15 protein-coding genes are annotated in these 18748 nt (G+C 68.5%); 12 read left to right on the forward strand and 3 right to left on the reverse strand.

Features of this window, described 5'->3' with window-relative positions:
- Window positions 1-26: 26 nt before the first annotated feature.
- A complete protein-coding gene (locus tag ABJK40_RS13365; protein ID WP_348478559.1) occupies window positions 27-2465 on the reverse strand; it encodes a helicase HerA-like domain-containing protein in 2439 nt (812 codons plus the stop codon).
- A gap of 104 nt (window positions 2466-2569) precedes the next feature.
- Here ABJK40_RS13365 and ABJK40_RS13370 point away from each other — a divergent pair, with 104 nt between their 5' ends.
- From ABJK40_RS13370 to ABJK40_RS13385, 4 genes are all read left to right on the forward strand, one after another.
- Complete coding sequence (locus tag ABJK40_RS13370; RefSeq protein ID WP_348478560.1) at window positions 2570-3232, forward strand: DUF2461 domain-containing protein; 663 nt, start codon at window positions 2570-2572, stop codon at window positions 3230-3232.
- Between the two features lie 227 nt (window positions 3233-3459).
- A complete protein-coding gene (locus ABJK40_RS13375; RefSeq protein WP_348478582.1) occupies window positions 3460-4962 on the forward strand; it encodes a pyridoxal-phosphate dependent enzyme in 1503 nt (500 codons plus the stop codon).
- A 23-nt stretch (window positions 4963-4985) separates the two neighbouring features.
- Window positions 4986-6326, forward strand: a complete 1341-nt coding sequence (locus ABJK40_RS13380) for a PLP-dependent lyase/thiolase (protein ID WP_348478561.1) — start codon at window positions 4986-4988, stop codon at window positions 6324-6326.
- A gap of 128 nt (window positions 6327-6454) precedes the next feature.
- The gene (locus tag ABJK40_RS13385) at window positions 6455-8962 is read left to right on the forward strand and encodes a hypothetical protein (protein WP_348478562.1); all 2508 of its coding nucleotides are present in this window, start codon (window positions 6455-6457) and stop codon (window positions 8960-8962) included.
- 129 nt (window positions 8963-9091) lie between these two features.
- Here ABJK40_RS13385 and ABJK40_RS13390 read toward each other — a convergent pair whose 3' ends face one another.
- Window positions 9092-10276 carry a hypothetical protein gene (locus ABJK40_RS13390; RefSeq protein WP_348478564.1) on the reverse strand — a complete coding sequence of 395 codons (1185 nt, stop codon included), beginning with the start codon at window positions 10274-10276 and terminating at the stop codon, window positions 9092-9094.
- 44 nt (window positions 10277-10320) lie between these two features.
- Between ABJK40_RS13390 and ABJK40_RS13395 the strand changes: the two genes are divergently transcribed.
- Entirely contained in the window at window positions 10321-10920 is a 600-nt protein-coding gene (locus ABJK40_RS13395) for an ATP-dependent Clp protease proteolytic subunit (protein ID WP_348478565.1), read from the forward strand.
- A 50-nt stretch (window positions 10921-10970) separates the two neighbouring features.
- Here the strand turns inward: ABJK40_RS13395 and ABJK40_RS13400 are convergent, their stop codons facing one another.
- A complete protein-coding gene (locus tag ABJK40_RS13400; protein ID WP_348478567.1) occupies window positions 10971-11390 on the reverse strand; it encodes a hypothetical protein in 420 nt (139 codons plus the stop codon).
- Between the two features lie 186 nt (window positions 11391-11576).
- On the opposite strand from ABJK40_RS13400, the gene ABJK40_RS13405 reads away from it, so the two are divergent.
- The 7 genes from ABJK40_RS13405 (at window position 11577) to tsf (ending at window position 18715) form a co-directional block, all read left to right on the forward strand.
- Window positions 11577-13100, forward strand: a complete 1524-nt coding sequence (locus ABJK40_RS13405) for a YifB family Mg chelatase-like AAA ATPase (protein WP_348478568.1) — start codon at window positions 11577-11579, stop codon at window positions 13098-13100.
- Window positions 13097-14278, forward strand: a complete 1182-nt coding sequence (gene dprA / locus ABJK40_RS13410; RefSeq protein WP_348478569.1) for a DNA-processing protein DprA — start codon at window positions 13097-13099, stop codon at window positions 14276-14278. Before ABJK40_RS13405 ends, dprA begins: the two co-directional genes overlap by 4 nt.
- Before the next feature lie 87 nt (window positions 14279-14365).
- Window positions 14366-15244, forward strand: a complete 879-nt coding sequence (locus tag ABJK40_RS13415) for a tyrosine-type recombinase/integrase (protein WP_348478571.1) — start codon at window positions 14366-14368, stop codon at window positions 15242-15244.
- Window positions 15245-15263: 19 nt separating this feature from the next.
- A complete protein-coding gene (locus ABJK40_RS13420; RefSeq protein ID WP_348478572.1) occupies window positions 15264-16025 on the forward strand; it encodes a FliA/WhiG family RNA polymerase sigma factor in 762 nt (253 codons plus the stop codon).
- Window positions 16026-16124: 99 nt separating this feature from the next.
- The gene (locus tag ABJK40_RS13425; protein WP_348478573.1) at window positions 16125-16664 is read left to right on the forward strand and encodes a M23 family metallopeptidase; all 540 of its coding nucleotides are present in this window, start codon (window positions 16125-16127) and stop codon (window positions 16662-16664) included.
- Window positions 16665-16859: 195 nt separating this feature from the next.
- Entirely contained in the window at window positions 16860-17921 is a 1062-nt protein-coding gene (rpsB, locus tag ABJK40_RS13430; RefSeq protein ID WP_348510315.1) for a 30S ribosomal protein S2, read from the forward strand.
- A gap of 5 nt (window positions 17922-17926) precedes the next feature.
- Window positions 17927-18715, forward strand: coding sequence for a translation elongation factor Ts (tsf, locus tag ABJK40_RS13435; RefSeq protein WP_348478576.1), 789 nt, complete (start codon window positions 17927-17929; stop codon window positions 18713-18715).
- Window positions 18716-18748: the final 33 nt, after the last annotated feature.

Raw genomic sequence — 18748 nt, forward strand, 5'->3', positions numbered from 1 at the left:
CGACTCGAGGTGGACCCGGGGAACGTTCAGGTGACGGGGATCCAGGTGAGGCTGAGCTGGGCGACCTTGACGTCGCTCGCCTCCAGCCCGACCGACAGGGTGCCGATCTCCTTGGCCGTGCTCATCCATCGCTCGTCGATCTCGATGATCTCCTCGGCGAGGTCGGCCTCCAGTTCCTCGACGTCGAGGTGGAGTCGCTCCAACTTGTTCTCGGCGGCGTCGACGCGTTCACCGGCGGCGTTCGTGCTCCCACGACGGCGTGCTGCGGTTCCCGCTCTGCCGAGGAGGCCGCCGAGCATCCCGCCTCTGGACTTACGTCCGCCGAGCAACCCTCCGAGGACCGATCCGGCGGTCGAGAGCAACTCGGAGTTGCGTGTGCTCTTCGACTGTTCCTCGAGCAACTCGATCTTGTCGCCGAGGCCGTCGATCTGGTCGCGGAGGCGCTTCACCTTCGTCTCGTACTTGTCGCGGAGCTTCGCGATCTCGGCGTCGGCCTGGTCGTCGGCCACCTTCAGACACCGGGCCTCGAATGCCTCGCTCGTCTCGCCGGGTCGGCCGTAGAGCTTGAGGGAGGTGTTCATCCCGATGTCCACGGTCGACGTGCGTACGAGTTCGTCGCGGATGGCCTTCTCCAGGCCGGACCAGTAGGTCCTGTTGGCGAGCTTCGCCTCCGTGAGCCGGTAGACGGCACCGCTCGGCGCCTCCGTGCGCAGGTCGCGGTCGTCGTAGTCGACGCGGATCATCGCCGCGACGTCGACCTGCTCGGCCAGTGGAAAGACGACACACTCGAACTCGTCGTCGTGGATCAGGTCGGCCTTCGTCTCGTCGTAGCGCAGGTGGACCCTGGCGACCGCGGCAGCGGCGAGCGTCGGCCCCCGGGTGTCGCCACCGACCTCGGCGAGCCACGGCGCGGCGACGTCGGCCCAGCGGACAGCCGTGCCGTCGGCGACCTCGGGCATCACTGCGGACTCGTCGTCGTTCGGATCACGACCCGGCGCGACGACGCCCGGAACCGGAGTCGGCTGCCCGGGCACCCCGCTGCTCGCCTCGGGCGCGGTCGCCGTCTGCTCCTCGGCCTCGCCCGGGCCCGTGATCCGTTCGATCTGGTCTCGCGTCATCGGCCCGCGCAGGTACGACATCGCCCACCGGGTCGTGAACACCTCGGGCAGGTCCTGTCCGGCCCGTCGGAGCATGAACTCGCGCTTGCCCAGGCCGGAGATGGTGTCACCGATCGCAGTGAGGTCGACGCCGCCGGCGGCGGACGACATCCCGTCCAGCAGACGCGACTTGTCCTGTTCGGTCTGGAGTCGACCGATCATCCATGTTCCGGCATTCGAGATCGCCTTGTAGTCGATGTCGACCGGGTTCTGCGTGGACAGGACCACGCCGACGCCGAAGGCACGCGCCTGCTTCATCAGCAGCATGATCGGCCTTTTGGTGGGCGGGTTGGCCGTGGGCGGCAGGTACCCCGCCACCTCGTCCATGTAGAGCATCGCTCTCAGATCGGTCGTGCCCGACTGGCGACGCATCCAAGTGACGAGCTTGGACAGGATCAGCGAGGTGACGAACTGTCTCTCGTCGTCGGACAGATGCGCGGTGGTCACGATCGCGCAGCGTGGCGTTCCGTCCGGACCGAACAGCATCGAGTCGATGCCGAGCGGGGGACCGGCCGCCCACGCCGCGAACGCCGGCGACGCCAACAGCCCGTTGAGCTGCATCGCCAACTTCATCCGGTCGGCGGCGGGGAAGAACTGGTCGAGCTCGAACACCCCGAGCTTGCGGATCGGCGGCGAAGCGATCTGGCCGACGAGGGTCATCAGGTCGAGTGCGCGGCCCTCGGTCCACGAGTGGTTGACCAGGTTGGTCAGCAGGATGTGCTCGCGACTCGACAGCGGATCGGACTCGATCCCGACCAATCCGAGCAAGCCCGAGACGTACCCGTCGATCTCGTCGTTCACGACCTCGGCATCGCTCATGTCGACGGGAACCTGCAGCGAGCCGACGATGTTCATCGGCACGCCGGACTGCGAGCCGGGCGTGTAGATGGTGAAATCCGCGGTCGAGCGCAGGTGACCGATGTCGGGACCTGCGAGCCCCCAGCGAGCGAGGCCGTTGGCCCACAGAGCTGCCTGATCGGCGGCGAACTGGTCGGGTGTCCTCTCCGCGTTCTTGGCCTGTGCCTCGTCGATCCACGGCCGGAAGTCGCTCGCGGCGAGGTCGGGGAAGGTGAGGCAGAGGTTCGTGAGGTCGCCCTTCGGGTCGATCGCGATGACGGGAAGACCCGCCCGCAGCGCTTCCTCGATCACGATGACACCCAACCCGGTCTTGCCCGACCCGGTCATGCCGACGATCACACCGTGCGTCGTCAACTGATCGGTGGCCACCGACACGTGACTCGTTGCATCGTCGGTCGTCCGCTCGTGTGTGGCGGGGTCGATCGTGCCGCCGAGGAAGAGGTCTGCCATGGCGGCGAGAGTAGTGGTGCGGGCCGCCGTGCGGACAGGGGCTGCGTCGAGGTGTTCCCGGCTCGACCTCGACCGGTTCGGGTCGCGTCGCTACGGTCTGTCCGATGGCGTTCACCGGCTTCCCGCGCGAGGCGATCGAGTTCTACGAGCAACTCGGGGCGGACAACTCCAGGACGTTCTGGGCGGACAACAAGCAGCGTTTCACCGACCACGTGAAGACACCGATGTCGGAACTCGTCGAAGCCCTCGACGACCACGGGCCGTTCCACCTGTTCCGTCCGCACAACGACCTACGGTTCGCCAAGAACAAGCCGCCGTACAAGACGCACCAGGGTGCGTTCTGCGAGATGGAGGGTGGGAGCGGTCGATATCTGCACCTGTCGGCCGACGGGTTGATGGTCGCCGCCGGCTACTACGCGATGGCGAAGGACCAACTCCAACGGTTCCGAGATGCGGTGGTGGCCGACTCGACTGGTCGACAGATCGAGGAACTCGTGGCTGATGCGGCGTCGCGACGCTACGAGATCGGCGCGATCGGCGAACTCAAGACCGCGCCACGCGGCTACGACCGTGACCACCCCCGCATCGAACTGATCCGTCGCAAGGGCCTGATGCTCTCGAAGGACTTCGGCGCACCGAAGTGGTTGCACACCAGGCAGGTCGAGAAGAAGGTCCGGGAGTGCTGGGCCGGTGCCGGCGACGTGTGCGACTGGCTCGACGCCCACGTCGGGCCCAGCACCGAGCCGCCCGGCGACCGACCGTTCTGACCGCGCGACCGTCGCAGCGCGGCGGGCTGCCGCCCGGCGCGGTCCCGGACGTCGGCTCGCTCCGGGCTTCGTTCCCGTCGGCGCATGACCCGTGGTGTTCACCGTCGCATCGTGGGAAGGGCATGGTGAGCGGCTTCGAGACTTGACAGACTGTCGAGGTGACGCCGACTTCTGACACGACCGCCGATCCGACGACCGCTGGGATGGATGCCGTCACGGCCGCCGCGATGGAGAACCAGTTCGGCCTGGCCGATCGGATCGTGAACGAGGAGGCGATCGCCAACAGCGTGCGGCGGTTACGCGAGCAGAAGATCACACTTCCCACGTTCGCCCAACTGGCGGATCCGTCGTCGTTCGACCACGACGAGAAGGTGGGCGATGCCGACCTGCACGGTCCCGACGCCCGCAACCTCTGGCGGGTCCACTGGTACAACGACCTGCAGGGCAACCGCGTCGACGTCCCCGAACACGTCGTTCTGCCGTCCACGCTCACCGGCGTTCCCTGCCCGATCATCGTGGTGTTCGGCGATCGCTTCCCGATGATCACCGCGCACAAGGTGCTCGCTGCGTATTCGTGTCTCGCACCGCGGGTCGTGACCGGTCAGTTCGACCCCACCGTGCACCGCGCCGTGTGGCCGTCCACGGGAAACTACGCGCGCGGCGGGATCGCGATCTCCACGATCATGGCCAGCCGTGGCGTGGCGATCCTGCCCGAGGGCATGAGTCAGGAACGCTTCGACTGGCTCGATCGCTGGTGCGCCGACCCGGCCGAGGACGTCATCAGGACCCACGGCACCGAGTCGAACGTCAAGGAGATCTACGACGCCTGCAACGAGTTGGCCAAGGACCCCGGGAACTTCGTCCTCAATCAGTTCTCCGAGTTCGGCAACCACCTCGGGCACTACGAGGTCACGGGGCGCGCTCTCGCTCACGTGTTCGAATCCGTGCGTGCCGAGTACGGCGTGGTCGGGCGCGACCTGGAACTCGCGGCCTTCACGTCGGCCACGGGGTCGGCGGGAACCATCGCCGCCGGTGATCGGCTGAAGGAGGAGTACGGCACGAAGATCGTGGCCGTCGAGGCTCTCGAGTGCCCGACGATGCTGGAGAACGGCTACGGAGAGCACAACATCCAGGGCATCGGCGACAAGCACATCCCGCTGATCCACAACATCGCCAACACCGACGTGGTCGTGGCGATCTCCGACAAGGCCACCGACGAACTCGACCTCGCGTTCAACACCGACGCGGGGCGGGCGTATCTGGCGCAGTCGATGGGTGTGTCCCAGAGCCTCGTCGACAAGCTCGAGCACTTCGGGTTCTCGGCCATCGCGAACATGCTTGCCGCCATCAAGACCGCGAAGCTGATGGGCCTCGGCGAGAACCAGGCGTTGATCACCGTGGCCACCGACGGCGCAGCCCTCTATCCGAGTGAGCGGGCCAAGCTCCTGGAGAGCCGCTACGGCAACGAGTTCACCACGACCGACGCAGCAGCCGCCGTGGGCGAACACCTCCGCGGTGCCTCGACCGAGCACATGATCGACTGCACCGAACAGGATCGCCGCAGGCTGTTCAACCTGGGCTACTACACCTGGGTGGAGCAGCAGGGCACTCCGTTCGAGCTGTTCGAGGCCCGCCGCTCGCAGGACTTCTGGCGCGGACTTCGCCGCTACGTCGGCGTCTGGGACGACATGATCGACGACTTCAACGGCCGCGTCGCCGCCGGCTCCTGAGCCGCCCGGTCCCGTTCTCGACGATGACGAATCGCGAAGCGCCGTCCGGTCGATCCGTCGACGAGTCGCCGGGTCGCCGGGCGATGACGGCGCGCCGGTGGGAGTGCCTGCGCTGCGGCGCGGAGGTCGCCATGTCGACGTGGATGCCCTTCCGCTGCCCGAATTCCACCACCCGCGACCGACATCACGCCCTGTCGATCGTGGATCAGCCGACACCGGTCGAGATTCCCGCCGACCGACACCCGTTCGTCTCCGCCGACGAGCACCTCGCCTGGGCGGCGTGTGCCGACGCCGCCGGCATGGACGCGGTTCGCCGCCGGGCGCTCGTGCTGGAGATCGACGACGCCGTGCGTGACGTGGGTGGGGTCGGCTTCCACGTGACCCCGTTCGAGCGATCGTCGGTTCTGTCCGACGTGCTCGGGTTCGACGCCGACGGGGGAGTGTGGGTGAAGGACGAGACCGGCTCGGTCGCCGGCAGCCAGAAGGCGCGCTTCCTCTTCTCGATCCTGCTCCACCTGCGCGCCGCCGAGGAGGTCGGGGTGCTCACCGAGCGACCACGTCTCGCGATCGCGTCCTGCGGCAACGCCGCCCTCGCCGCTGCCACCCTGGCCAAGGCCGTCGACTGGCCGATCGACGTCTTCGTGCCGACATGGATGAGTGACGGATTCGGAGACCGCCTCGACGAACTCGGCGCCATCGTCCATCGCAGCACGCGCACCGAGACCGATCAGGCGGGCGACCCGGCGATGCTCCGGTTCCGCGAGGCGGTCGCCGCGGGATCGATCCCGTTCACGGTGCAGGGGCCCGAGAACGCACTGTGTCTCGACGGTGGCCGCACCCTCGGCTGGGAGATCGCCACCGCACTACGTCACCGCGGATTCGCCTGGCTCGACGGGCTGTTCGTCCAGGTCGGGGGCGGTGCGTTCGCATCAGCGACGTTCACGGCGCTCGCTGCGAGCGGGATCGACGTGGCGACCTTCCCCGTGCAGACGCAGGGATGTGCGCCGCTCGACCGTGCACTGCAGCGAGCGGGCGAGCGTGGCATCGTCGACGTGGGGTTCCACTGGGACGAACTGATGACGGTGTGGGACGACCCGACGTCGCTCGCCGACGGGATCCTCGACGACGAGACCTACGACTGGGTCGACATCGCCCACTCCCTGCGCATCGCCGGCGGGTCGTCGGTCGTGGCATCGGAGGCGATGGTCGTCGCCGCGCACGGCCTGGCCCACGACGCCGGCTTCGAGGCCAGTGCGACCGGGTCGGCGGGCCTGGCCGGGTTGTTGCACGTTCTGGAGACGGATCCGGATCGATTCGACGCCACCTCGAGAGTGGCCGTCGTGATGAGCGGCGTCGAGCGCTGAACGGTGCGCCTGCAGACCTCGATCCTTCTCCTGACATCTGCTCTCGACCTTGGCTCTCGACAGTGGCCTTGACATGGCTTTGCCATGGGCGATGGTCGAGCGGTGAGGACGACGAGTAGTCTCGTCGCATGAAGTCCAGGTGGACCCGGGCGGGGGTCGTGGGCACCATGGCTGCCGGTGCCGTGGCTGCAGTGACCTCGTTCGGCGCGCCGGGAGGTGCGCAGTCGGTCGCCACCACGCCGATCCCCAATCCAGGGGTCGACGCCGCACCGGCGATCTCACACGACGGACGCTCGATCGTCTTCGTCTCGACCCCCGTCGACGCCGACGCCGCCTCGTCGCTCGTGTTCCACGATCGCGGCCCTCTGGCCCCCACCGGTGCCGTCCTCCCGGCGACCACCACACCGATCCCCGGATCGCAGGGCGCGATCGACCCCGCGATCAGCGGCAACGGGTGCATCATCACCTGGTCGGTCCCCCCGGTCTCCCCCCAGCCGGATCCGGGCGACCAGTCCGACGCCGTCGGGACCACGACGTCCTCGAGCACCACCTCGTCGACCAGCAGCAGTACCACCACCACGGCGAGCACCACCTCGACCACGGTCACAGGGAGCGTCCCCACCGACGTCGACGCTCAACCGCTGGCGCTGCAGGCGCTGAGTGCTCCGATCAGGGTTCTCGACCGGTGTCTCGACCCGGTTGCAGGCCTCGACGGCCCGATCTCCGTCCTCGACGTTGCCGTCGACGGCTCCTACGGACCTGCTGCGACGTCCTTCGACGGCTCGGTCATCGCCGTCAGCAACGGCGACGACGTGATTCGCTTCGTCCGCAACCCGGCGCCCGCACTCGGGTACACGGAGTCGGGGCGCTTCGACGGACCCGACGGCGACGCAACCGATCATGCCGTCTCCGAGCGTGTCGACGTCTCCGACGACGGTTCCGTGATCGTCTTCGCCGCCGGTCCGAGACCCGTCGACGGGCAACCGGTCGACGTCGACCAGATGACCGTGTTCGCCAACGCCGTCGGAGCGGGCGGACCCACCACCACCGCGATCCTTCCCGCCGCCGACGAGCCGACGGTGTCCGCCGACGGCACCGTGGTGGCTGCGTCGTCGGGAGACGGGGTGCTCGTCGTCGGACGAGGCGCGGCGCCGTTCAGTCGCGTCGATCTCGGCCCCGGCCGACGCCCCTCGGTCAGCGCCGACGGCAACCACGTCGTGTTCGAGAGCGTGGGCACCACCGGGTCGCTCTCGGTCGTGTCGCGCACCGGTCAGGGAGCCGCACCGTTCGCCACCACCCGACGCACGTCGCTCACGTCGACGATCGCCCCGACCCGGTCGGGTCCCGCCGTCGACCGGCTGGGCACGACCATCGTCAGCGATCGCGTCGTCTCGGCGCAGACCCCGGCGGTCGACACCGACGTCGCGGTCACGACCGTCGCGGCCGATGCGTCCTTCGATGCCGAATCGTTCGACCTCGGGACGGGCAACGTCGGAGACGTGCTCACCACGACGCTGACGTTCTCCAACCGTGGACCCGCCAGCGTCGGAGTCGCGTCGCTGACCGTCGACGAGACGTTCGCGATCACCGCCGATCGCTGCGGAGCGATCATCCGCCCGGGAACCACCTGCGGGATCGACGTGTCGTTCACCGTGCAGCGACTCCAGGGTTCGTCTGCCACGGTGACGCTCACCTCGACCGCGTTCGGCGTCGCACCGATCACCACGCGGGTCACCGCGCTCGGCCAGGCACCGACGACGACCACGTCCACCACCACGCCGAGTTCCACGGGCGGGTCCTCCACCGGCGGTTCGTCATCGGGCGGATCGTCGACCACGCGGGGCTCGACCGGGGGCTCCTCGACCGGTTCCACCCGCGGCACCACCGGCGGGTCCACCCGGGGCACATCGACCGGCGGGTCCACCCGTGGGACGTCGACCGGCGGATCCCCCGGCGCGACGACCACCACCACAACGACCACCACGGTCGCACCGGGTGCCGGCGTGACCGCCAGTCCTGCCGCCTTCGACTTCGCGCCGACGATCATCGACGCCGGGCGACGCACGGGCCTGGTGGAAGTCGTGAACAACGGCTCCGGTGCCGTGACGGTCGTCGGGGTGCGCCTCGAGCCGGCCGAGCCGGGAGCGTTCCAGATCGTCGAGACGACATGTGCCGGTGAGTCCGTCGCCGTCGGAGCCCGCTGTGGAGTCACCCTGGCGTTCGCGCCGACCACCGCCGGAGCGCAGGAGGTGTCGCTCGTCGCCTCGCTCGAGAACGGGGTCGACATCACCGTTCCCGTCACCGGTGTCGGAGCACCGCCTCCCACGGTGACGATCGTCCCGGGCGTCGCTGCGGTGGGCCAGGTCGTCACGCTGCAAGGTGCAGGATTCCCGACCGGGGTGACCCTCGATGTCGCCTGGTCGACACAGGTCCTGCAGGTCGCAGTCGACGACTCCGGCACGTTCGACCTCCCGGTGCTCGTCCTCCCGAACACGCAGGCCGGACCCATCGAGGTGTCGGTCGCTGCGCAGACCGATCTGTTCGGTGATGTGGTGGGGACGATGCTGGTGACCGAGACCAGCGATCGCTCGGGTCCGCCGGTGCTCGAAGGCATCGGGCCGAACATCGGCCGCTGATCACCGGTTGGCGCCTCCCGGGTTTGAGCGGACGGCAGGTGTCATCGGTGTTCCGCGTCGGTGTCCACCGTTCCGAGCCTGCGTGACGTGGATCCGTTCCCGAGGGTCGGGAACGTGCACCGGGTCGGGTCAGACGTTGTCGACGAAGCCGATGATCGTGGCGGCTGCTTCGCAGGCCTCGGTGCCGGGCCCCGGGGTCGTGCACGTCACCCGCAGCGAGACGCTGCTGCCGCTCTCGATCTGGAACGGCGCCACGAAATGGAAGTCGAGGTCGCGGAAGTTCGCCATCTCCTGGTCGAGCAGGACCTCGTCGTCGCGCAGCAACTCGACCCGCCCGGCGGCCCCGGTCGGGTTCTGGAACACGACGTCGCTGATCGACAGGATCCGGCCCGATCCGGTGGCGTCGAAGTCGAACTCCTGCGTCGAGGTGGTGGACGCCTCGGCGTCGACCGTGAGGCGCAGGTCGGTCGGATCGCCGAGTGGCAGCTCCGCCGCCTCCTCGGCCGCCGCCTCGATCGCGGTGACCCGGTCGTCGAGGTCGGCCTGCTGGAGGGCGTCGAGCTCGGCGGCTTCCTCGCGTGCGGAATCGAGCACGGACGGCTTCAACACGGTGAACCATGCCAGCGTTCCGAGCAGGAGCGCCCCGACCATTCCGGCCGCAGCAGGTCCGAACCAGGAACGGACGCGCGGACCCTGCTCGTAGGTGCCTTCGAGGTCGGAGCGGTCGCCGTTGCTCCCGGCGACGGCGATCGAGAACGGGTGCTCGACCGATGTTCCGCTCCAGAACTTCGCGTGCGGGGCGACCCGGAACTCGACCTTCGCGGTCTTGCCGGGATCGATGTTGACGGCGGGTGCGGCCAACTCGGTGGACACCTCGGGCGCCGACGTGGCGACGAACTCGACCGTCATCGGGACGTTGCCCGAGTTCTCGACGACGACCTTGTGGCGCCCCGCCGACGCCGACTTCGAACGTTGCGGTTCCAGACGGGCACTCCATGCCTCGCTGGTGGCGACCTGGATGGTCGCCGCTGCGCTCGTGGTCTCCTTGTCGTCGACGACCTCGATCACGCAACTGTGCGGTCCGGCGACGAGGCTCGCGTTGGCGTCGACGATGACGGGGACCTCGAAGTGCTCGTTCGGGTCGAGATAGATCGTCTCGGTCTGCAGGACGGTCTGAGCGGCGAGTCCGCCGCCCGCCCGCAGCGTCACCATACGCTCGGCGTCGGTGTTGTTCTGCAGGTGCAGCGACAGTGCCGCAGCTTGTCCTGGGGTGGCATCGATGTGGTCGGGCTGGAAGGATGCTGACACCGACATGACGCAGAACCGTACTCCGAATCGGTGACCGATAGCATGTCGCCATGCCAGACCAGATGACGTCAGCGCCGTTCGCACTCGAAGGGGGCTTCGATCCCAGGTCGGCGGTCTTCGATCGTCTGTTGAAGAACCGTGTGGTCATGCTCGGCTCGGATGTCAACGACGACATCGCCAACCAGATCTGCGCTCAGCTGCTGTACCTCGAGGGCGAGGACCCGAATGCGGACATCTGGCTCTACATCAACAGCCCCGGTGGTTCGGTCACGGCCGGCATGGCCATCTACGACACCATGCAGTTCGTCGGATGCGACGTCGCCACGGTGTGCCTCGGCCTCGCTGCGTCGATGGGCCAGTTCCTGCTCACGGCGGGCGCAGCCGGCAAGCGCTACGTCCTGCCCAACGCACGGGTCATGATGCACCAGCCGCTCGCCGGTCTGCGTGGCCAGGCGTCCGACATCCAGATCCAGGCCGAGCAGCTCCGCTACACCAAGAAGCGCATGGCCGAGCTGATCGCCTTCCACTCCGGCAAGCCCGTCGAGCAGATCCAGGCCGACTCCGAGCGTGACCGCTGGTTCACCGCCGAGGAAGCCGTCGAATACGGATTGTGCGACTCGGTCAAGACCCGCCGCGGCGAGATCCTCTGACCTGATCCGGTCGCATCGGGGGCGAATGCGTCACCCGGCGGCGGGACCCCTCAGCTCTGCGGTGCGAGCGTGGCCACCGGGCCGATGTCGAGCGCGCAGTTCTCCATCAGCCACCGCTGGACGCGGGCCCCGGCCTGCTCGCTCTGCAGCGCCATGGCCACGGCGCTCTGCGTCGATGCCGGATCACCCGGTACGACGGTGCTCGCCGTCTCGTAGTTGAGGATCAGCTGCTCCCATTCGGGCTCGATCGCGAGCGGCGCGAGGTCACCGATCTCCCGGTACAGCTCGAGGAACATCTCGATGTCGGCCGACGTGTCGAGTTGGGGTGAGATGAGCTGACTCTGGTTGGCGGCGATCTCCCCGCAGAACCGTCCGGCGTCTCCACCCGGGTCGTTGTCGGAGCAACCGAGCAGCGAGGCGCCGAGCACGAGGCAGGGAAGCAGTCGGGCCATTCGCACGTCCGCGATCATGTCAGCTCGGTCCCCGGTTCCGGTGGCAGGGTCGGGCCGTCCCCTCGCGCCTCGACCGCCTCGCCCCCTCCGCCACGGCCGACCGGCGAAACTGTGGAGCACCCCCTGCGTATGGTGGCGTCCAACGTGTCGTGGGGTCGCGAAGTCGCCCCTCCTTCAGATCAACGAACGATCCAGGAGGTAGCGATGTTCGCGTCCGTCCCATCGGCCGTGCTCTTCGGAGCACAGGGCCACCCCGTTTCCGTGGAAGTCCACGTCGGAAAGGGGCTCCCCGGTTTCCACGTCGTCGGACTCCCCGACGAATCGGTGCGCGAGTCGCGCGATCGTGTCCGTGCTGCGGTCATGTCGAGCGGCGCGAGGTGGCCCGACACCAAGATCACGGTCAACCTCGCGCCGTCACGCCAGCGAAAATCGGGGTCGGGCCTCGATCTGGCGATCGCGATCGGCGTGCTGGCCGCCTCGGAGCAGATCCCCGTCGAGTCGATCCAGCGGATGGGTTTCGTCGGCGAACTCGGGCTCGACGGGTCGATCCGCTCGGTCCCCGGCGTGGCCCCGATGGCGGGCGTGCTCGAAGTCGACGACCTCGTGGTGCCGGCCGGCAACGCACACGAGGCGGCGATCATCGCCGACGGGCACGTTCGGCCGTGCCGCCACCTTCGTGAGCTCATGGCGGTCTGCAACGAGTCGGCACCCTGGCCCGACCACGACGACCGCCCCGACGACGCCGTGCCCACCTCCGAGCCAGACCTCTCCGACGTCATCGGTCAGCCGTTGGCGCGCCGTGCACTCGAGATCGCCGCAGCCGGTGGGCACCACTGCCTGTTCGTCGGGCCGCCTGGTGCCGGCAAGACCATGTTGGCGGCGCGGCTCCCCGGGCTGCTGCCACCGCTCGACCGCCACGAGGCGCTCGCCGTCACCATGATCCACTCCGCCGCCGGAGTCGCGCTGCCGCCCGACGGTCTGGTCGTTCGACCGCCGTTCCGGGCGCCACACCACACGAGTTCGCAGGTGGCCATGGTCGGAGGAGGTTCGGTCAGCCTTCGCCCGGGAGAGATCTCGATCGCGCACTGCGGTGTCCTGTTCATGGACGAGTTGCCCGAGTTCGCACCGCGCGTCATGGACACGATCCGACAACCGCTCGAGGAGGGCGAGGTGAGCGTGAGTCGTGCTGCGTTGCACGTCACGATCCCGTCGAGGTTCCAGTTGGTCGCGGCGATGAATCCGTGCCCGTGTGGCGACGGGAACGAGCCGGGGGGCTGCGAGTGCGGTGACGCACGACTCCGGAAGTACGTCGGACGCGTGTCGGGGCCGCTCCTCGACCGGTTCGACCTACGCGTCAAGGTCGACCGGCCCGACGTCGCCCAACTGCTCGACAACCGGCCAGGTGAATCGAGCGCGGTGGTGCGCCTGCGTGTGGCCGCGGCGCGCCGTCGTGCGCTCGACCGACAGGGCGTGCTCAACAACCGGCTCGCAGCCCGCGATCTCGACCAGTTCGCGCCATTGACACCGGCAGCGTTGGACTGTCTCCGTACGGAGATGGAGCGGGGTCGCCTGAGCGCACGCGGGTACCACCGGCTCAGGCGGGTCGCGCGCACGATCGGCGACCTTCGGCCCGAGGGCGCCGACGTGCTCGACGAGGAGACGATCGCACTCGCGCTCGGCATGCGGGTGCGTGTCCGCCCGCCGCACACGATCGAGCGTGCAGCGTGAGCGTGGCGCAGTCGCTCCCCGAACCGCCCGCCCCGCCGTCGACGGCGGTCGATCGAATCCATCTCGCAGCACTGGCCGGGCTCGACCTCATGACCACGCCGCGCCTCGTGGCACTCCAGTCGGGAAGGACTCCCGAGGAGGCGTTCGCCGTCGCAACGGGGAGCGAAGCCCCGTCGGGCGCCATCGCCGCACTGTTCGAACAGACGAGCGGACTGCGTGCGCGGTGGGCTGCATCGGCCGAACGGAATCGTCCCGACGACGTCGCCGAGCGATGCGCGAACCTCGGCGTGCAGATCGTCGCGCCGGACGACGACGATTTTCCGCCTCAGTTGCGTGACGACCCGCGCCGTCCTGCGGTGCTGTTCGTCCAGGGCGACATCCGCTCGCTCGATGCTCGCCGAGTCGGCATCGTCGGCACGCGCAATCCGACCCGACGTGGTGCGCTGACCGCCGAACGGTTCGGGCGCGAACTCGCCGACGCCGGCGTCGTCGTGGTGTCGGGTCTCGCACTCGGGATCGATGGAGCCGCGCACCTCGGCGCTCTCGAGTCGCCGGGTTCGCGGCCGGTCGCGGTCGTCGCCAACGGGCACGACCGGCCCTATCCGAAACGTCACGGCCGCCTGTGGGCGCAGGTTGCCGAGCGTGGTGCGGTCATCTCCGAGTGGCCTCCTGGCGTCGCTCCCGATCCCTTCCGTTTCCCGCAACGGAACCGCGTCCTGGCGGCATTGTCGGAGATCGTGCTGGTGGTCGAGAGTCGCGAACGAGGCGGGAGCCTGATCACGGCGCGCGAGGCCGCCGAACGTGGGATCGACGTGTTCGCCGTTCCCGGTCCCATCGACCAACGTTCGTCGCTCGGCACCAACAGCCTGCTGGCCGATGGGGCTGCCCCCGCATTCGACGTGGACTGCCTGCTGGTGGCGATCGGGCTCGACCACCGACGTGCGGGGCGCGAGCGGGTCGACACCCGTCGCGGCCCCGACGCCGACGGAGCCGTCGTTCGCGACCTGTTGCGGGAGCGTCCGGGCAGCATCGAATCGATCGCACATCGGACCGGCTGGCCACTCGGTCGTGCGGCCAAGGCGCTGGTCACGCTCGAGCGTGACGGTTGGCTCGTCGAAGTCGGTGGCTGGTACGAGTCCACGGAGTCGATCGGCGGTTCTCGACGACACGAATGGTGATGTGTCGTGGGCACGCCGGATACAGCAATGGCACTGCGAGCGTCGTCATCCCTGCTCGCGCGGGTCATTCCTCCTACCATCGAAGCCGTGAGTGCGTGGCGGGTCGACGAATTCGGAGCAGGTCTCACCGCCGTGTCCGAGAACACGCGCACCGCCTACCTGTCCGACCTGCGCTCGTTCGTCGAGTGGTGCGAGCGCCTCGACCTCGCGGGTCCTGGCGATGTCACCCGGTCAACGATCCGGCGATATCTCGCGTTCCTCACCACTCGACGCTTCGCTCGCCGCACCGTGGCCCGCAAGACGGCGTCTCTGCGTCGATACTTCCGCTGGTCGGTCGCGAGCGGACACGTCGTGAGCGACCCGACCGCGGGTGTGTCGGTCCCGGCCGGTGACGGTCGCCTCCCGCGGGTCCTCGATGCACGAGACCTGCACGGTCTCCTCGATGCGTCCACGCCCGTCACCGGCGACGAGCCGGAGTGGCGGCGGCGCCGAGACGATGCGGTGCTCGAGGTGCTGTACGGGTCCGGGCTGCGGGTGAGTGAGTTGTGCTCGCTCACGGAGCCGTCGCTCGATCTCGATCGAGGTGCGGCGACCGTGTGGGGCAAGGGTGCCAAGGAACGTCGCGTTCCGTTGAGCCGCCCGGCGGTCGGTGCGTTGCGCCGGTGGCTCGACGTGCGCTCCGATGTGGTCGCGGCCGATCGCGGTGACGCTCTGTTCGGAAACGAGCGGGGCAAGCCGCTCACGCCGCGCGACGTGCGCCGGATCGTCGACCGCCGATCCCCGGTACCGACCCATCCGCACGCGTTGCGCCACAGTTTCGCCACACACCTGCTCGACGGCGGGGCCGACCTGCGAGCGGTGCAAGAACTCCTCGGCCACTCCGACGTGGCCACGACGCAGCGTTACACTCACGTCAGCCGAGAGCGCCTCTCCGCTGCCTACCGCCAAGCCCATCCCCGAGCGTGAACGGCCAACATCTCCCAGCATGAGCATCGTTCCAGAAGACGCCGACCTCCAGATGCAGTGGAACCGTTGGCTCAAGCGGCAGAAGCCGGCGGCGCGCGACCACCTGATCGTCCACTACTCGCCACTCGTCAAGTTCGTCGCGGGCCGTATCGGAGCGGGCCTGCCGAGCAACGTCGATTCGGGCGACCTGATCGGCAGTGGCGTGTTCGGTCTGATCGACGCCATCGAGCGGTTCGACCCCGAGCGAGGGGTGAAGTTCGAAACGTTCGCCGTGCCGCGCATCCGCGGCGCCATCTACGACGGTCTGCGCCAGTTGGACTGGGTGCCACGTTCGGTGCGCAGCCGGGCGCGCCAGGTCGAGAAGGCGTTCGCCGAGCTCGAACACAAGGCCGGCCGAGCCCCCACCGACGAGGAACTCGCCGCCCACCTCCAGATCTCCGATGCCGAGCTCACCAAGTGGTTGTCGGCCATCGCCAGCACCACGATCGGGCCCCTCGATCGTGCCATCGCCGCGGGTGCCGAGCCGTCGGCTCCCGACACGGCGATGTCCGGCTCACCGTCGGCGGTGATCGAGGACCGCGAGACGAGTTCGATCATGCGGGCCGAGATCAAGAAGCTCCCGGAACGTGAGAAGCTCGTGCTGTCGCTCTACTACGACGAGGGCCTCACCCTCTCCGAGATCGGCGACGTCATCGGGGTGACCGAGTCGCGGGTCTCCCAGATCCACACGAAGTCGGTGCTCCACCTGCGCTCACGCATGAGCGCTGCCGGCGTCACCTGACCCGGATCATTCGCGTCGGACGACGCCCCTCGTCGCCCACGGGCGCCCCCTCGACGTCTCGGACGTCCTCGAAGATCACCGGATCTCTGTGGAGGCGCCATGTCCCGAACCATCACCCATCGCACTCGTCGACGCGTCGCCGTCGGTCTCCTGACCGTCGTCGCGGTCGTCATCCCCGGCTCGGCGGCCCAGGCGGGTCCGTGTTGGCGCCCGCCCGTCGTCGGCACCGTCACCGATCCGTTCAGGGCTCCCGCGTGCCCCTACTGCGCGGGGAACCGCGGTCTCGACTACCGAGTGGGTGCGAACAGCCAGGTCAGAGCCGTTGCCGCCGGAATGGTGACGTGGTCGGGAACGATCGCCGGGACGCGATACGTCGTCGTCCGCCACGGCGACGGGCGGCGCACGACCTACGGCAAGCTCATTTCGTCGGCGCTCGTGAACGGCGACACCGTCGTGTCGGGTTCGTCGATCGGTACGGCGTCGGGGGAGTTCTACTTCGGGTTGCGGGTGGGCGAGGAGTACCGCGATCCGGCGCCGCACCTCGGGAAACTGGTCGGGCGACCGCGGCTGGTTCCCGTCGACGGCAGCACGCCCCGACAGCCGCCACCCCCGGCACTGCGGTGCGGCGTCGATGTGTGAGCGAGACGGTCCGCGTGCGGCCGATCCGGTGACCGTGTCGTTCGTGCGTGATCACGGTGCGGCCCGGCAGCGCGTCCGATAGCTTCGATCAGGTCGTTTCGACCGATTCGACACCCACTCACCGTCCTCCAGGTCACAACGCGGTCGCCCCTTGCGGCGCCGGCCCGGGGGAACAACCGCTACAAGGAGCAAGTCATGGCTGTCATCAGCATGCGTCAGATGTTGGAGGCCGGAGCTCACTTCGGTCACCAGACCCGCAAGTGGAACCCGAAGATGAAGCGCTTCATCTGGGGTGAACGCAACGGGATCTACGTGATCGACCTGCAGCAGACGCTGCCCCGTGTGGAAGTCGCCTACGGCTTCGTGCGCGATCTCGTCGCCGGGGGCGGCAACATCCTCTTCGTCGGCACGAAGAAGCAGGCTCAGGACCCCGTCAAGAGCTACGCCGACAAGTGCGGGATGCCCTACGTGAACGAGCGCTGGCTCGGCGGAATGCTCACCAACTTCGAGACCATCTCGAAGCGCGTCGGCAAGATGCTCGAGTACGAGCGCATGGTCGCGTCGGGCGAGACCGAAGTGATGATCAAGAAGGAAGCGCTGCTGCTCAACCGTGAGCTCACGAAGCTGCAGAAGAACCTCGGCGGTCTGCGCGACATGAAGAAGGCGCCCGACGCGATTTTCGTGCTCGACACGCTCAAGGAGCACATCGCCGTCACCGAGGCCCGCAAGCTGGGCATCCCCGTCGTGGCCGTCGTCGACACGAACGTCAACCCCGAGGTCGTCGACTACCCGATCCCGGGCAACGACGACGCCATCCGCTCGAACAGCCTGTTCGCTCGCGTGATCGCCGACGCCGTGGCCGAAGGCCGGTTCATCGCCCAGAAGCGCAACCCGGCACCTACGCCCGCCGTGGAGAAGACCCCCGAGGAGATCGCCGAGTTCGAGAACGCTCAGAAGGCGGCTCGCGACGCCGCTGCACAGGCGCAGGCCGACCGCGACGCACGTCTGAGCACCGCACAGGCTGCCACCGAGGCCGCAGGCGCTCCGTCGGGCGAGGCGGCACCGGCATCCGAGGCGGCACCGGCATCCGAGGCAGCGCCCGCAGCCGAGGAAGCACCGGCGGCCGAGGCAGCGCCCGCAGCCGAGGAAGCACCGGCGGCCGAGGAAGCACCCGCCGCAGCAGAAGAATCGGCTGCCCCGATGGAAGCCGACTCCGAGGGTGAGCCCGCAGCCCCCTCCGAAGACAAGGAAGACTGACCGCAATGGATTTCACCGCACAAGACGTCAAGGCACTCCGCGATTCCAGCGGCGCCGGGATGATGGACTGCAAGAAGGCGCTCACCGAGAACGACGGCGACATGGACGCTGCGAAGAAGTGGCTCCGTGAGAAGGGTCTGGCGGCCAGCGCCAATCGCGAAGGCCGCGACGCCACCCAGGGCGTGGTGGCACTCACGGTCGTCGGCAACGTCGGCGCGATCGTCGAACTGAAGTGTGAGACCGACTTCACCGCCGGCTCCGACCTGTTCAAGGGCGAAGCCGAAGCGCTGGTCGCGCTCGTCGCCGAGAAGGGCACCGACGCGGTTGCCGAACGCACCGACAAGTTCGAGGAACTCAAGGTCACGCTGAAGGAGAACATCAGCATCGGCGCCGTCGAGCGCATCGAGGCCGGAGAGGGCAACGACATCGGCTCCTACCAGCACGTGCAGGGTGGCCGTGGCGTCAACGGCGTGCTGGTCGAGGTCGAGGGAGGCTCTCCCGAACTCGCTCACGACCTCGCTGTCCACGTGGCGTTCGCCCGCCCGACGTACCTCGCCAAGGGCGATGTGCCCGACGACGTGGTGGCCGCCGAGCGTGCCACGCTCGAGACCATCACCCGCAACGAGGGCAAACCCGAGCAGGCGATCGAGAAGATCGTCGACGGACGGATCAACGGATTCTTCAAGGACGTCGCGCTGCTCGAGCAGCCGTACGCGAAGGACGACAAGCAGTCGGTGAGTCAGTTCATCGGCTCGGCATCGATCAAGGCGTTCGCTCAGGTCGAGATCGGCTGACCCGAGGCGACGACCGTCGCCGCTTCACAACCC

Source organism: Ilumatobacter sp. (genome assembly GCF_039969435.1).
Lineage (GTDB): Bacteria > Actinomycetota > Acidimicrobiia > Acidimicrobiales > Ilumatobacteraceae > Ilumatobacter_A.